Below are 14,603 nucleotides of genomic sequence, written 5' to 3'. Positions count from 1 at the left end.
TCCGAACGGCCGACAACGCCCCCGGCACAGGTTGCCCACGGTCGCCCGCCCACGTCGCCCACGAGTGAACCCACCACTCCGAACGGCCGACGACGCCCCCGGCACAGGTTGCCCACGGTCGCCCGCACGTCATGTCGTTGTTACCGCCCATTCAGACGCGCTTGCGACGCTCACGCAATGAAGCCCGCCGTGCCTCCTCTCGCCAAGGGGCTCCCCAAAGGGAGACTTCCCTCGCCCACGGCCCGCTCCGACGCGCCCGACCACCCCTTCGCGCGGAAGAATGGGGCCATGAGCCAGCAGCCCGCCGAGGTCCCGGTCCAGTCCAACGCCAAGCCGTCCAAGCGGACGTCCAAGCAGGCGTCCAAGCAGACGCCCCAGCACGACGGCGAGCCGACCACACAGCCGTCCGTCGGATCCATAGCCGCGCACCGCCCCCACACGGTCAGCACCGGCCCCGCGACGGACCTCGAGCCCGATCTGGACGCCGATCCCGACGCGTACGAGGACGACGGCGCCGAGGGCGAACTCCCCCAGGGACGCTTCCTCGACCGCGAGCGCAGTTGGCTCGCGTTCAACGAAAGGGTCCTCGAACTGGCCGAGGACCCCACCACACCCCTCCTCGAACGGGCTAATTTCCTCGCCATCTTCGCGTCGAACCTCGACGAGTTCTTCATGGTGCGCGTCGCCGGCCTCAAGCGCCGCATCGCCACCGGCGTCGCCACGCGCTCCGCCTCCGGGCTGCAGCCCCGCGAGGTGCTCGACCTGATCTGGACCCGCTCGCGCGAGCTCATGGCCCGGCACGCCGCCTGCTACCAGCAGGACGTCGCCCCGGCCCTCGCCGACGAGGGCATCCACCTGATCCGCTGGCCCGAGCTCACCGAGAAGGAGCAGGCGCGCCTCTTCACCCTGTTCCGGCAGCAGATCTTCCCGGTCCTCACCCCGCTGGCCGTGGACCCCGCGCACCCCTTCCCGTACATCTCCGGCCTCTCCCTGAACCTGGCCGTGGTCGTACGCAATCCGGTCAGCGGCCACCGCCACTTCGCCCGCGTCAAGGTGCCCCCGCTGCTCTCCCGCTTCCTGGAGGCCTCCCCCGAGCGCTACGTCCCGCTGGAGGACGTCATCGCCGCGCACCTGGAGGAGCTCTTCCCCGGCATGGAGGTGCTGGCCCACCACATGTTCCGGGTGACCCGGAACGAGGACCTGGAGGTCGAGGAGGACGACGCCGAGAACCTGCTCCAGGCCCTGGAGAAGGAGCTGCTGCGCCGCCGCTTCGGCCCGCCGGTCCGCCTGGAGGTCGAGGAGTCCATCGACCCGTACGTCCTCGATCTGCTCGTCCGCGAGCTCAAGGTCTCCGACGCCGAGGTCTACCCGCTGCCCGGCCCGCTCGACCTCACCGGCCTCTTCGGCATCGCCTCCCTCGACCGGCCCGAGTTGAAGTACCCCAAGTTCGTCGCCGGCACCCACCGGGACCTCGCCGAGGTCGAGTCGGCCTCCGCGCCCGACATCTTCATGGCGCTGCGCGAGCGGGACGTCCTGCTGCACCACCCGTACGACTCCTTCTCCACCTCCGTCCAGGCATTCCTGGAGCAGGCGGCCGCCGACCCGGACGTCCTCGCGATCAAGCAGACGCTGTACCGGACCTCCGGCAAGTCCCCGATCGTCGACGCCCTGATCGACGCCGCCGAGAGCGGCAAGCAGGTCCTCGTCCTCGTCGAGATCAAGGCCCGCTTCGACGAGCAGGCCAACATCAAATGGGCGCGCAAGCTGGAGGAGGCCGGCTGCCACGTCGTCTACGGCCTCGTCGGCCTGAAGACCCACTGCAAGCTGTCGCTCGTCGTCCGGCAGGAGGGCGAGGTGCTGCGCCGCTACTCCCACGTCGGCACCGGCAACTACCACCCCAAGACGGCCCGGCTCTACGAGGACCTCGGCCTGCTCACCGCCGACCCGCAGGTCGGCGCGGACCTCTCCGACCTGTTCAACCGGCTCTCCGGCTACTCCCGCCGCGAGACCTACCGCCGGCTGCTCACCGCCCCGAAGTCCCTGCGCGACGGGCTCGTCTCCCGGATCCACAAGGAGATCGCCCACCACCGCGCGGGCCGGCCGGCGTACGTCCGGATCAAGGTCAACTCGATGGTCGACGAGGCGATCATCGACGCCTGCTACCGGGCCTCGCAGGCGGGCGTCCCGGTCGACATCTGGGTCCGCGGCATCTGCGCGATCCGCCCCGGTGTCTCCGGCCTCTCCGAGAACATCCGGGTCCGCTCGATCCTCGGCCGCTTCCTGGAGCACTCCCGGATCTTCGCCTTCGGCAACGGCGGCGAGCCCGAGGTCTGGCTGGGCAGCGCCGACATGATGCACCGCAACCTGGACCGGCGGATCGAGGCCCTGGTCAGGGTCTCCGACCCGGCCCACCGGGCGGCCCTGACCCGGCTCCTGGAGACCGGAATGTCCGACACCACCTCCTCCTGGCACCTCGGCCCGGACGGGAACTGGACGCGGCACGCGACCGACCCGGAGGGCCAGCCGCTGCGGCACGTCCAGGAGATGCTCATCGACGCGCGGAGGCGCCGGCGTGCACAACCCTGACCACGTACCCGTCTCCACGGGCGTCACGGCGGGGGAGGTCCTCTCCCCCTACCTCCAGGCGCGCGCCGGAGACTTCCTGCGCGGACTGCGCCTGCACACCGAGAGCGGCGCGGACACGGCCGGCTCGGAGGAGGCCGCCCGGTCCCTCCGGGCGGCCGCCCGCCGCATCAGCGGGACCCTGCACACCTTCCGGCCGCTCCTCGACGCCGCCTGGGCCGACCAGCTGCGCACGGAGCTCGCCTGGCTGTCGGGAACGCTCGCCCTGGAGCACGCCTGCACCTCCCGGCTCGTCCGGCTGGTGGACGCGCTGTCCCGCCTGTCGAGCGGCGGCGGGCCGGTACCCGCCGCGCGGGGCGTCACCGACGGGCCGGGGCTCACGGTCGGCGCCGCCCGCGCGGGCGCCCTGCTCGAACGCCAGCTCACCCTGGCCCGTACGCGGGCCCACTCGGCGGCCCTCCAGGCGCTGGGCTCCTCCCGCTTCCACGCGGTCGCGGACGCCGTCGCGCTCCTCGCCTCCGAGGTACCGCTGGGGCCCGCGGGGGCGGCCCCGGCGATCGAGGTCCTCGACGCGCCCGCCGCGGTCGTCGAGCACCGCCTCACCGAGGCCGTCGCCGGCCTGCCGCTGGCCCGCGCGGCCCACCCGTACAACGCGGACGCCCTCGCGCTCGCGGCCGGCGAGGCCCAGGACGCGCCCTGGCACCAGACCCGGCTCCTGCTGCGCCTCCACCGGTACGCCTGCGAGGTCCTGCACGGCACCGACCCGGACCCGGTCCTCTACGAGTCCGGCCGCGCCCTCGACCGGCACCGCGACGCCTCCGAGGCCGCCACCGCCGCTGCCACCGCGGCCCGCACCCCCCGGATCGCCCCGGCCACCGCGTACGCCCTCGGCGTCCTCCACGCGGACCAGCGCCACGAGGTCGAGGCCGCCAGGTTCGCCTTCCAGCGCGCCTGGCAACGCACGACGGCGCCGGTCCCGTGATCCTCGCGGCGGGGTGCGTCCTGTGGCGCCCCGCTCCGTCGGGCCAGGGCGTCGAGATCGCCCTGGTCCATCGGCCCAAGTACGGAGACTGGTCGCACCCGAAGGGCAAGCTGAAGAGCGGCGAGAGCATCGAGGAGTGCGCGGTCCGAGAGGTACAGGAGGAAACCGGCCACTCCTGCGCCCTGGGCCCCCGCCTCCCCACGGCCCGCTACCTGGCGAACGGCCGCCCGAAGGTGGTCACCTACTGGTCGGCGCGCGCGCTCGGAGGTTCTTTCACGCCGAGCACGGAGGTCGACCGCATGGCCTGGCTCCCCCCGGAAGAGGCGCGATCCCGCCTGACGCAACCGCGGGACCGTGAGCTCCTGGACGCGATGCTGACGTCGACGAGCTGACCCCTCGATGCCGCCCCCCCTCGATACCGACACCGCCCTCGCGACGAGGTCACCGCTCCACCCACCGAAGGGCCCCGCACCGCGCCTTCCGGCACGGTTCACTTCCCGTTCACTCTCCCCCGTCGGCCGCTTCACCTGATCTGCCTAATTTCGGCCGTACAAGGTGCACAAGCACAGCGCTGCACCCACAACCCCGACACACGCCGCCGTAAACGTTCAGGACACCCGGTCCGCGGCAGGCGGCTTCTGGAAGGAACACCCGAAAGTGAAGCTTTCGCGCATGAACGGGCTTCGCGCCTCCGCGATCGGTGCCCTCGTCGTCTCCGGCGCCCTCGTCCTGTCGGCGTGTGGTTCGGACAACAACAGCGGCACCACCCCGAACGGCGACAAGACCTCCGCCGCTGCGTCGAACATCAAGTGCGACGGCGCCAAGGGCCAGCTCCTCGCCGCGGGCTCCTCCGCTCAGAAGAACGCCATGGACCTGTGGGTCAAGAACTTCCAGGCCGCCTGCTCGGGCGTCGAGGTCAACTACCAGGCCATCGGCTCCGGCGGCGGTATCACCAAGTTCAACCAGGGCCAGGTCGCCTTCGCGGGCTCCGACTCCGCTCTGAAGGAGGAAGAGGTCGCCGAGTCGGCGAAGATCTGCAAGACCGGCAAGGGCGTCAACCTGCCGATGGTCGGTGGCCCCATCGCCATCGGTTACAAGCTGGAGGGCGTGGACAACCTGGTCCTGGACGCCTCCACCATCGCCAAGATCTTCAACACCGACATCAAGAAGTGGAACGACCCGGCGATCGTCAAGCTGAACCCGGGCGCCAAGCTGCCGGACAGCAACATCCAGGCGTTCCACCGCTCCGACGAGTCGGGCACCACCCAGAACCTGGGCAAGTACCTCTCCACCGCCGCCCCGGCCGAGTGGAAGCACGACCCGAAGTCGAAGTCGTGGCCCGCCCCGGGTGGCCAGGCCGCCAACGGCTCCTCCGGTGTCGCCACCGCGGTCAAGGACGCCGAGGGCTCCATCGGCTACTTCGAGCTCTCCTACGCGACCGCCAACAAGATCTCCACGGTCGCCGTCAACACCGGTGCCGCCGCTCCGGTCGCCGCGACCACGGACAACGCCTCGAAGGCCATCGCCGCCGCCAAGGTCAAGGGCACCGGCAGCGACATGGCCCTCTCCCTCGACTACGCGACCAAGGCCGAGGGCGCCTACCCGCTCGTCCTGGTCACCTACCAGATCGCCTGCGACAAGGGGAACAAGGCGGAGACCCTGCCGACCCTGAAGGCGTTCCTGAACTACGCGATCAGCGAGGACGGCCAGAAGGTCCTCTCCGACGCCGGTTACGCCCCGATGCCGGCCGAGATCGCGACCAAGGTCCGCGAGATCGTCCCCACCCTGTCCTGATCCCCGGCCGGGTCCGGTCCGTCGGCCAATCACCGACGGACCGGCCCGGCATCCGGTGCACCGCCGCCAGGAGCCCGTACGGCCGTACGGCTCCGCAGACCGGAGAGTCAGAATGGTTACGACAACCACACCACCCATAGAAAAGGGCCGGCGCGCCAAGGGCGCGGCCCGCCCCGGAGACCGGATCTTCCTCGGTCTGTCCCGCGGATCCGGCATCACGCTCCTCGTGATCATGGCCGCGATCGCGGGCTTCCTCACCTACCGCGCGATCCTCGCGATCTCGCAGGACTCCACGAACTTCTTCACCACCTTCGAGTGGAACCCGGCCGGCAGCCCGCCCGTCTTCGGCATCGCCGTCCTGGCGTTCGGCACGGTCGTCTCGTCGATCATCGCCATGGTCATCGCCGTGCCGGTCGCGATCGGTATCGCGCTGTTCATCTCGCACTACGCCCCGCGCAAGCTGGCCAAGCCGCTCGCGTACGTGGTCGACCTGCTCGCCGCCGTGCCCAGCATCATCTACGGCCTCTGGGGCGCGATCTTCCTGGTCCCGTACCTGGACGGCCTCAACAAGTGGCTCGACGAGTACTTCGGCTGGACCTACATCTTCGACAAGGCAAGCGACGGCGTCGCCCGGAACATGTTCACCGTGGGCATCCTGCTGGCGATCATGATCCTGCCGATCATCACCAACGTGACCCGCGAGGTCTTCCTCCAGGTCCCGAAGATGCACGAAGAGGCCGCCCTCGCCCTCGGCGCCACGCGCTGGGAGGTCATCCGGATGTCGGTCCTCCCCTTCGGCCGCTCCGGCATCATCTCCGCCTCGATGCTGGGCCTCGGCCGCGCGCTCGGCGAGACGATGGCCGTGGCCGTCGTGCTCTCGCCCAGCTTCATCCTCTCGGGCCACCTGCTCGACCCGGGCGGCGGCACCTTCGCCCAGAACATCGCCGCGAAGTTCAACGAGGCCAACGAGTTCGGCCGTGACGCGCTGATCGCCTCCGGCCTGGTCCTCTTCGTCATCACCCTGCTGGTCAACGGCGCGGCCCGGTGGATCATCGCCCGCCGCAAGGAGTACTCGGGGGCCAACGCATGAGCCACGCCATACAGGACCGACCGCCCGTGAAGAGCGTCGTCACCCACGACCCGCTCAAGCACGCCCGGCTCCCCCGCTGGACCCCGTTCGCCGTCGCCATCGGGTCGATCGCCGCCGCCGTCGGCCTCGGTCTCGCCGCCGGCTGGCACAGCCGCATCCAGTGGGGCCTGATCGCCGCGGTGTTCTTCGTCCTCGCGACGTACGCGATCACCACCAAGGTCGAGGGCTCCCGCCAGGCCAAGGACCGGGTCGCGACCAGCCTCGTCTGGGTCTGCTTCATCCTGGCCGTGGTCCCGCTGCTCTCCCTCGCGTGGGTCACCGTCAGCAAGGGCATGGAAGTCCTCGACCCGTACTTCCTCAGCCACTCGATGAACGGCGTCCTCGACGCCGAGGCCGGCGGCGGTGTCTACCACGCGCTGCTCGGCACCATCGAGCAGGTCCTCATCGCGACCCTGATCGCCGCGCCGATCGGCCTGCTGACCGCGGTCTACCTCGTCGAGTACGGCGGCGGGAAGCTCGCCCAGGCCGTCACCTTCTTCGTCGACGTCATGACGGGCATCCCGTCGATCGTCGCGGGCCTCTTCATCCTCGCCACCTGGAATCTGATGCTGGGCTTCGGGCCCTCCGGATTCGCCGGCGCGATGGCCCTCGCGATCCTGATGATGCCGGTCGTGGTCCGCTCCACCGAGGAGATGCTCAAGCTCGTCCCGAACGAGCTGCGCGAGGCCTCCCTCGCACTCGGCATCCCGAAGTGGCGCACGATCCTGAAGGTGGTCCTGCCCACCGCGATCGGCGGCATCACCACGGGCGTCATGCTCGCGGTCGCCCGCATCACCGGTGAGACGGCCCCCGTCCTGCTCCTCGTGTTCGGTACGAAGCTCATCAACCCGAACCCCTTCGAAGGCGCTCAGTCCTCCCTGCCGCTCTACGTGTACGAGCAGTACGCGGTCGGCACCGACGCAGCCGTGTCCCGTGCCTGGGCCGCAGCGCTCGTCCTGATCGCCTTCGTCATGATCCTCAACCTGGTGGCCCGCGGCATCGCCCGCTGGAAGGCCCCGAAGACCGGCCGCTGACCGCGGTCACTCTGGAAGTGAATTGATATGGCCAAGCGAATCGACGTCAGCGGCCTCTCCGCCTACTACGGCGCCCACAAGGCGATCGACGACATCTCCATGACCGTCGAGCCCCGCTCGGTGACGGCCTTCATCGGCCCCTCCGGCTGCGGCAAGTCCACGTTCCTGCGCACGCTGAACCGGATGCACGAGGTCACCCCCGGCGGTCGCGTCGAGGGCAAGGTGATGCTGGACGACGAGAACCTGTACGGCTCCCACGTCGACCCGGTCGCGGTGCGCCGCACGGTCGGCATGGTGTTCCAGCGCCCGAACCCCTTCCCGACGATGTCGATCTTCGACAACGTGGCGGCGGGCCTGCGGCTGAACGGCTCGTACAGGAAGTCCCAGCTCAACGACATCGTCGAGCGCTCCCTCAAGGGCGCGAACCTCTGGAACGAGGTCAAGGACCGCCTGAACAAGCCGGGCTCCGGCCTCTCCGGCGGTCAGCAGCAGCGTCTGTGCATCGCCCGCGCGATCGCGGTCGAGCCGGACGTCCTGCTGATGGACGAGCCCTGCTCGGCCCTGGACCCGATCTCGACGCTGGCGATCGAGGACCTGATCGGCGAGCTGAAGGAGCGCTTCACGATCGTCATCGTGACGCACAACATGCAGCAGGCCGCCCGCGTCTCGGACCGCACGGCGTTCTTCAACCTCTCGGCCGTGGGCCAGCCCGGCAAGCTGATCGAGCTGGACGACACCGAGCGCATCTTCTCCAACCCGAGCGTCCAGGCGACCGAGGACTACATCTCCGGCCGCTTCGGATAGCCCACAGACCATGCGGCTCCGCCGCGTGGCGTCCTGCGGTGCTGCATGGCGGTGCCACCGCAGACGAAAGGGCCCGGCTCCCCCACAGGGGAGCCGGGCCCGACCATTTGTGTGTGTGGGGGGCTGCCGCCCCCGACCGCCGCCGTGGCGGCCGTCAGCCGAAGAACAGCTGGACCACGTAGAAGCTGAGCGCCGCCACGATCGCCGCGGCCGGCATCGTGATACTGCAATCCCCGGGGGATAACCCCCGGACCCCCAGCAGCACCCCGACCGCCGCCGTGGCGGCCGTCAGCCGAAGAACAGCTGGACCACGTAGAAGCTGAGCGCCGCCACGATCGCCGCGGCCGGCATCGTGATGAACCAGCCCAGGATGATGTTCTTCGCGACACCCCACCGCACCGCGTTCACCCGCTTCGTCGCCCCCACGCCCATGATCGCGGACGTGATGACGTGCGTCGTGGAGATCGGCGCGTGGAAGAGGAACGCCGAGCCGAACATGATCGACGCGCCCGTCGTCTCCGCCGCGAACCCCTGCGGCGGGTCGAGCTCGATGATCTTCCGGCCGAGCGTCCGCATGATCCGCCAGCCACCCGCGTACGTACCGAGCGACAGCATCACCGCGCACGCGATCTTCACCCACACCGGGATGTCGTCGCCGGACTCCTGCACATCCGCGATGACCAGGGCCATCACCACGATGCCCATCGTCTTCTGCGCGTCCTGGAGACCGTGGCCGAGCGCCATGCCCGCCGCCGACACCGTCTGCGCGATACGGAAGCCGCGCTTGGCCTTGTGCGGGTTCGCCTTGCGGAAGATCCACATGATCAAGCACATGACCAGGTAACCGGCGATCAGACCGACGACCGGCGAGATGAACATCGGGATGACGACCTTGTCGAGCACGCCACCCCAGATGACCTCCGTACCGCCGGCCAGCGCCGCGCCCACCATGCCGCCGAAGAGCGCATGCGAGGAGGACGACGGCAGACCGAAGTACCAGGTCACCAGGTTCCAGATGATCGCGCCGACCAACGCGGCGAAGAGGATGCCCATCCCCTTGTCGCCCTGCGGCGTCTCGATCAGGCCTTCACTGACGGTCTTCGCGACCCCGCTGCCGAGGAAGGCGCCGGCGAGGTTCATCACCGCCGCCATCGCCAGCGCCGCCCGCGGGGTCAGCGCCCGGGTCGACACGGAGGTGGCGATGGCATTGGCCGAGTCGTGGAAGCCGTTCGTATACGTGAAGCCGAGCGCGACACCGATGGTCACGATCAGCGCAAAGGTGTCCACGAAGCCTCAGGACTCCTTGACCGCGATGGTCTCCACGGTGTTCGCCACATGCTCGAAGGCGTCGGCCGCCTCTTCCAGCACATCCACGATCTGCTTGAGCTTCAGCACCTCGATGGCGTCGTACTTGCCGTTGAAGAGATGGGCCAGCAGCTTGCGGTGGATCTGGTCGGCCTGGTTCTCGAGCCGGTTGACCTCGATCCAGTACTCGGTGAGGTTGGACATCGTCCGCAGGTTCGGCATGGCCTCGGCGGTCAGCACGGCCGCGCGGGACAGCACCTCGATCTGCTGCTCGACACCCTTGGGGAGCTCTTCGACGTTGTAGAGGACGACCAGGTCGACGGCCTCCTCCATGAAGTCCATGATGTCGTCGAGGGAGGAAGCGAGGGAGTAGATGTCCTCGCGGTCGAACGGCGTGATGAAGGAGGAGTTCAGCTGGTGGAAGATCGCGTGGGTGGCGTCGTCACCGGCGTGTTCCGCTGCCCGCATCCGCTCTGCGATCTCGGCCCGGGCGGACATGTCCGCTCCGAGCAGTTCCATCAGGAGCTTCGAGCCCGTGACGATGTTGTCCGCGGACGCGGCGAACATGTCATAGAAGCTCGTCTCCCTGGGGGTCAGACGAAATCGCACGTGGGGTCCTCGGGGTGCTGGGTTGGGTCAGGCTGATGCTAGGCGCATCATCCGGCCACGGCTAACCGGCGTCCCTTCAGTGTCGCCCATCAGGCACAGTGATCTGCACGGGCCCCCGCCCGGATCGGCGGGGATCGGTACCATATACCCACGAGGGGTATACATACCCTTTCTGGACAACGGGAGGACGCGATGACGACCACCGAGGCGGCCGAGGTCACCCCCGAGCCCGTCGGGGCCGTGGAGCCCGCCGACCACGACCACGGCGTGCACGGCTACCACAAGCAGAAGGACGAGCACCTCAAGCGGCTGCGCCGGATCGAGGGCCAGATCCGCGGTCTGCAGCGGATGGTCGACGAGGACACGTACTGCATCGACATACTCACCCAGGTCTCGGCCTCCACGAAGGCCCTGCAGTCCTTCGCGCTCCAGCTCCTGGAGGAGCACCTGCGCCACTGCGTCGCCGACGCGGCGATGAAGGGCGGCGACGAGATCGACGCCAAGGTCGAGGAAGCCACGAAGGCCATCGCGCGGATGATGCGTACCTGAGCGCCCGGGGCCGGGCCGTCGCCCGCCCCGGCCGATCAGCGGCAAGACCGGACGGACGGAGCCCGAACAGCAGCGGACGGCCGGTGGCCGCTGGTCAGCCGCCGCGGGTCAGCAGCGGTCGGCCGGCTCCGTCGCCACCCGCAGCACCTCGTCGATACGGTCCGCGCTGAGCCGCTCCCCGTCGGCGGCCGACGCCGCGATGATCAGTTCGCCGCACAGCTCGATCTCGGCGAGAGCGACCCAGTCCTGGTCAGTGGGCACTGTCGCGGTACTGGGCGGAGCCACGCGCATTCACCTCTTCCTGCCGGCGTCGGTCTCCCAGCGTAGGGAGCGCGCCACGCACCGCGCATGACACGTCCGGACCATTTGGGAATGGCCTGCGCGTGACCCCCGCTACACCTCGATCTTCCCGGCGTAGATGTCCTTCCGGTCCGGCAGGCGTACGTCGACGGCGGCACCGAACCCGTACAGCAGCGTCGTCGACGCGACGGCGACCGTACGCCCGTGGTTGGCGAAGCTGAACTGGTGGCGCACCTTGCGCAGCCGTCCCTGGTGGTCGAGGTACGCGTCGAAGGGCACGGTGTCCTTGGCGAACCCTTTCGCCGCGGCGGCAAGCGCCCCGCGGACCTGCGGCGAGGCGGCGCGGGCGGCCACGGCGATGTCCGTGATCCCGCGGTAGTGGCTGACTTTCACCCCTGCCAGATCGACCTCGCCGACGTAGGTCACCTTCTGCGCGCCGCGCAGCAGCTCGGCGGCGGCGGCCGGGTCGGTGGCCCCGCCGGTGACGAGGTTGCCGTCGTCGAGGGTGGTGGTGTCCACCCGTACCCACTTGTCGGCGGGGACGCCGGCGCCGCGGTTCTTCATGTAGAGGGCGCCGGGCGCGAGCAGTTCGGTGATGGGCCGGTGCTCGGAGGCCCCGGCGGCGTCCTTGGGCAGCACGACCTGGAGGCGTCCGGTGCGGCGGCGGAAGTCGTACCCGCCCTCGCCCCTGATGGTGACCCGGGTACCGCCGGCCGCCATCTCCATGCTGGTGCTCGCCTTGGAGGTGCCGGCCCTGGTGAGGACCGCGGCCGCGTCCCGTACGGTCTTCGTCGGATCGCCGCTCGGCTTCGAGTCCTCGGGGGCGGAGCACCCGCCCGTGGCCACCGCGCCGACCAGGGCCGCCGCGACGGCGAGGGAGCCGCCCGCACGCCCGTTCCGCTGCACCACCATCGCCTGCCAACCCCCAACGCCGTACCGCTGCTTGTCCGGGACCCGCCCGACCCGCCTAACGACGGTCCTGGGCCACCCGTCACGCGCAGTACGGTGGATCCGTGCATCAGCAGGCCCCGCATCACACGACCACGACGGAACGCGGCTCCTTCGCGGTAGCCCGCTGCAGCTGCGGCTGGTCGGGCCCGGCGCGAAGATCGCGGGAGAAGGCCCGGTCGGACGCGGAGACCCACACGGTGGAGGAGAGCCGGCACACGGCCTAGCGGGGCGACACCGTCACGGACGGCAAGATCCCGAGGCGGCCGCCGTCCCCCGGACGGCAAGGTCCCGAGTCGCACCGTCCCCCGGACACCACCATCCCCTGCCGTATCGATCCGGCCCGGCCGCCTACGCGGCCAGGTCGTTCTCCCCCGACCCGATGCGCGGCTCGGGGATGTCCAGCGTCTCCGGTCGCGGGCAGCGCTTCGCGGCGCTCCGGGAGCGGACCAGCCGGGCGCCGTGCCGGGAGCGGGCGACGGCGGAGACGACCGGGGTCAGCAGGGCGTGGGCGACGGGCGCGAGGAGCAGGGTCACCGCCGTACCGAGGGCGAAACCGCCGATGACGTCGGTCGGGTAGTGCACGCCCATGTAGACGCGGCAGAAGCCCTCGGCGAAGGCGAGCGCGATGGCGGCGAGGCCGAACTTCCGGTGGGCGACGAAGATCCCGACGCCGATCGCCATCGCCATCGTGGAGTGGTCGCTGACGAAGGAGAAGTCGGTCTTGCCGTCGACGAGGACCTCAAGGCCCTGATGGTCGTTGAACGGCCGGGGTCGCTCGACGAACCCCCGGATCGGGATGTTGATCAGCAGCGCGACACCCGCGGCGAGCGGCGCCCAGACGAGACCCGTGACGGCGGAGACGGAGTCGTTCAGCGTGCCGCGCCGACGGACGCTCCACCAGCACCAGAGCGCGACGAGGACGAGGCCGAGCATGATCCCGTACTCGCCGACGAACTCCATGACACGGTCGAACCACGGCGGGGCTTCCCGCGCCAGCCCGTTGATGTCTCTGAGCAGGCTGACATCGGGGTTCGAACCATCCGATGCGAGTTCAGCCATTGCTGCGGCCCCTTGCCTTGTCACGTGAGTCGACCGTGGGCGGTCGTATCAGGGAACGAACCGCCTGAGGCGTGCGTTCCGCTCTTCCTCGACGATCACGACGACGTTACCGAAGAGTGACACGTCATCGCAGCTCAGGGCCTGTGCTTTACGGAGAGTTCCGGCCATGTCCGACAGTTCGTCAGCTCTGCGGCAGATGCGTCGGCAGCGCCGACGCGCCCTCCTTGGTGACCCGCGTCGCCCCGAAGTAGTCGGGGGTGTCCATCTTGGTGAAGCGGATCACGGCCCCGGTGCGCGGAGCGTCGATCATGTAGCCGCCGCCGACGTAGATGCCGACGTGCCTGATGGCACGGGAGTTCGTCAGATCGTCGGAGAAGAAGACGAGGTCCCCGGGGAGCAGTTCGGCGCGGGACGGATGCGGCCCCGCGTTGTACTGGTCGTTCGCGACACGCGGCAGCTCGACACCGACGGTCCTGTACGCGGCCTGCGTCAGCCCGGAGCAGTCGAATCGGCCATTCTGCGCGGCCGTTCCCGTACCGCCCCAGAGATAGGGCGTACCGAGCTTCTGCTGTGCGAAGTTGATCGCCCCGGCGGCCTGCCGCGAGGGTTCGACCCGACCGAGGGGCCGCGCGAAGCTCTTCTCCAGGGAGCGGATGATCTTCACGTAGTTCTGCGTCTCGCTGATGCGCGGCACGCCGCCGGACTTTATGACGCGGTACGCCCCGGCGTTGTACGCGGCGAGCATGTTGTTCGTCGCGTCGCCCGGCACGTCCTTCACATAGCCGGCGAGCTCACAGTCGTACGAGGCGGCGGACGGGATCGCGTCGGCGGGGTCCCAGACGTCCCGGTCGCCGTCCTTGTCGCCGTCGATGCCGTGACCGGCCCACGTGCCGGGGATGAACTGGGCGATGCCCATGGCGTTGGCGGGCGAGACGATCCGCGGGTTCCAGCCGCTCTCCTGATAGAGCTGCGCGGCGAGCAGGGCGGGGTTGATGGCGGGGCAGAGGTTGCCCCACTTCTGCACCAGCCCCTGGTACGCGGCAGGTACTGCCCCCTTGGCGAGCCCGACGGTGCCGTTCTTGGCATCGCCCGCACCACCGAGGAGTCCGGCGGCGGCGGAGTACGTTCCGACGACGAGCAGCGCGACGAAGCTGAGACACACCCCGAAGACACCACCGGCCACCAGCCACGCCTTGCCGGCCTTGCCCGCCTTACGCACCGTCAACCACCCCTCGGTTCCTGGCAGTACGCCCCGCCCCAGTCTAGGCGGCGGGGCGCGGCACGGGGGCGTTCCGTGACGCGCCGCTCACGCGCCGATCGGGTGGCGGACCGAAGGCGGGCGCCGCATACGCGCTGATCGGGTGGCGGATGCGCATGCGCGCCGGTCGCGCGCCGATCGGGTGGTCGGGGCCGAGTGCGCGCGCCGCACGGGTGGTCGGTGCCGAGTACGCGCGCCGCTCGGGTGGTCGATCGCGTACTCGCGCCGCCCACGCGCTCATGTGGA

The 14,603-nt window shown here is 69.9% G+C and carries 14 protein-coding genes; 8 read left to right on the top strand and 6 right to left on the bottom strand.

The window, feature by feature from the left end; translation table 11 throughout:
* The first annotated feature begins 288 nt into the window (after positions 1–288).
* From ACFQ7Q_RS04225 to pstB, 7 genes are all read left to right on the top strand, one after another.
* On the top strand, positions 289–2,586 hold the full coding sequence (locus tag ACFQ7Q_RS04225; RefSeq protein ID WP_383549631.1) for an RNA degradosome polyphosphate kinase: 2,298 nt from the start codon (positions 289–291) through the stop codon (positions 2,584–2,586).
* Positions 2,573–3,565, top strand: a complete 993-nt coding sequence (locus ACFQ7Q_RS04220) for a CHAD domain-containing protein (RefSeq protein WP_383549627.1) — start codon at positions 2,573–2,575, stop codon at positions 3,563–3,565. Before ACFQ7Q_RS04225 ends, ACFQ7Q_RS04220 begins: the two co-directional genes overlap by 14 nt.
* On the top strand, positions 3,562–3,957 hold the full coding sequence (locus ACFQ7Q_RS04215; protein ID WP_383549624.1) for an NUDIX hydrolase: 396 nt from the start codon (positions 3,562–3,564) through the stop codon (positions 3,955–3,957). Before ACFQ7Q_RS04220 ends, ACFQ7Q_RS04215 begins: the two co-directional genes overlap by 4 nt.
* A 265-nt stretch (positions 3,958–4,222) precedes the next feature.
* The gene (pstS, locus tag ACFQ7Q_RS04210) at positions 4,223–5,359 is read left to right on the top strand and encodes a phosphate ABC transporter substrate-binding protein PstS (protein ID WP_383549621.1); all 1,137 of its coding nucleotides are present in this window, start codon (positions 4,223–4,225) and stop codon (positions 5,357–5,359) included.
* A gap of 112 nt (positions 5,360–5,471) precedes the next feature.
* A complete protein-coding gene (gene pstC / locus ACFQ7Q_RS04205; protein ID WP_383549618.1) occupies positions 5,472–6,449 on the top strand; it encodes a phosphate ABC transporter permease subunit PstC in 978 nt (325 codons plus the stop codon).
* Positions 6,446–7,522, top strand: coding sequence for a phosphate ABC transporter permease PstA (gene pstA, locus ACFQ7Q_RS04200; RefSeq protein ID WP_383549615.1), 1,077 nt, complete (start codon positions 6,446–6,448; stop codon positions 7,520–7,522). Before pstC ends, pstA begins: the two co-directional genes overlap by 4 nt.
* A gap of 27 nt (positions 7,523–7,549) precedes the next feature.
* Positions 7,550–8,326 carry a phosphate ABC transporter ATP-binding protein PstB gene (gene pstB / locus ACFQ7Q_RS04195; protein ID WP_383549613.1) on the top strand — a complete coding sequence of 259 codons (777 nt, stop codon included), beginning with the start codon at positions 7,550–7,552 and terminating at the stop codon, positions 8,324–8,326.
* A 288-nt stretch (positions 8,327–8,614) separates the two neighbouring features.
* On the opposite strand, the gene ACFQ7Q_RS04190 is transcribed toward pstB, so the two are convergent.
* Positions 8,615–9,613 carry an anion permease gene (locus ACFQ7Q_RS04190; RefSeq protein ID WP_383549610.1) on the bottom strand — a complete coding sequence of 333 codons (999 nt, stop codon included), beginning with the start codon at positions 9,611–9,613 and terminating at the stop codon, positions 8,615–8,617.
* A 6-nt stretch (positions 9,614–9,619) separates the two neighbouring features.
* Positions 9,620–10,240: a DUF47 domain-containing protein gene (locus tag ACFQ7Q_RS04185; RefSeq protein ID WP_383549607.1), complete on the bottom strand. Its 621-nt coding sequence runs from the start codon at positions 10,238–10,240 to the stop codon at positions 9,620–9,622.
* A 192-nt stretch (positions 10,241–10,432) separates the two neighbouring features.
* On the opposite strand from ACFQ7Q_RS04185, the gene ACFQ7Q_RS04180 reads away from it, so the two are divergent.
* Positions 10,433–10,789, top strand: a complete 357-nt coding sequence (locus ACFQ7Q_RS04180) for a metal-sensitive transcriptional regulator (RefSeq protein ID WP_383549604.1) — start codon at positions 10,433–10,435, stop codon at positions 10,787–10,789.
* A 108-nt stretch (positions 10,790–10,897) separates the two neighbouring features.
* Here ACFQ7Q_RS04180 and ACFQ7Q_RS04175 read toward each other — a convergent pair whose 3' ends face one another.
* The 4 genes from ACFQ7Q_RS04175 to ACFQ7Q_RS04160 form a co-directional block, all read right to left on the bottom strand.
* On the bottom strand, positions 10,898–11,080 hold the full coding sequence (locus ACFQ7Q_RS04175; protein ID WP_383549601.1) for a hypothetical protein: 183 nt from the start codon (positions 11,078–11,080) through the stop codon (positions 10,898–10,900).
* A gap of 102 nt (positions 11,081–11,182) precedes the next feature.
* Positions 11,183–12,001: a hypothetical protein gene (locus ACFQ7Q_RS04170; RefSeq protein WP_383549598.1), complete on the bottom strand. Its 819-nt coding sequence runs from the start codon at positions 11,999–12,001 to the stop codon at positions 11,183–11,185.
* A 387-nt stretch (positions 12,002–12,388) separates the two neighbouring features.
* Complete coding sequence (locus ACFQ7Q_RS04165; RefSeq protein WP_383549595.1) at positions 12,389–13,099, bottom strand: phosphatase PAP2 family protein; 711 nt, start codon at positions 13,097–13,099, stop codon at positions 12,389–12,391.
* A gap of 181 nt (positions 13,100–13,280) precedes the next feature.
* Positions 13,281–14,318, bottom strand: a complete 1,038-nt coding sequence (locus tag ACFQ7Q_RS04160; RefSeq protein WP_383550012.1) for an NlpC/P60 family protein — start codon at positions 14,316–14,318, stop codon at positions 13,281–13,283.
* Between the last annotated feature and the right edge of the window lie 285 nt (positions 14,319–14,603).

The organism is Streptomyces sp. NPDC056527, from assembly GCF_042794475.1.
In the GTDB taxonomy this organism is placed as follows: Bacteria; Actinomycetota; Actinomycetes; order Streptomycetales; family Streptomycetaceae; genus Streptomyces.
The sequence above is the reverse complement of the archived record's forward strand: the minus strand, read 5'-3'. Positions and strand labels throughout refer to the sequence as shown.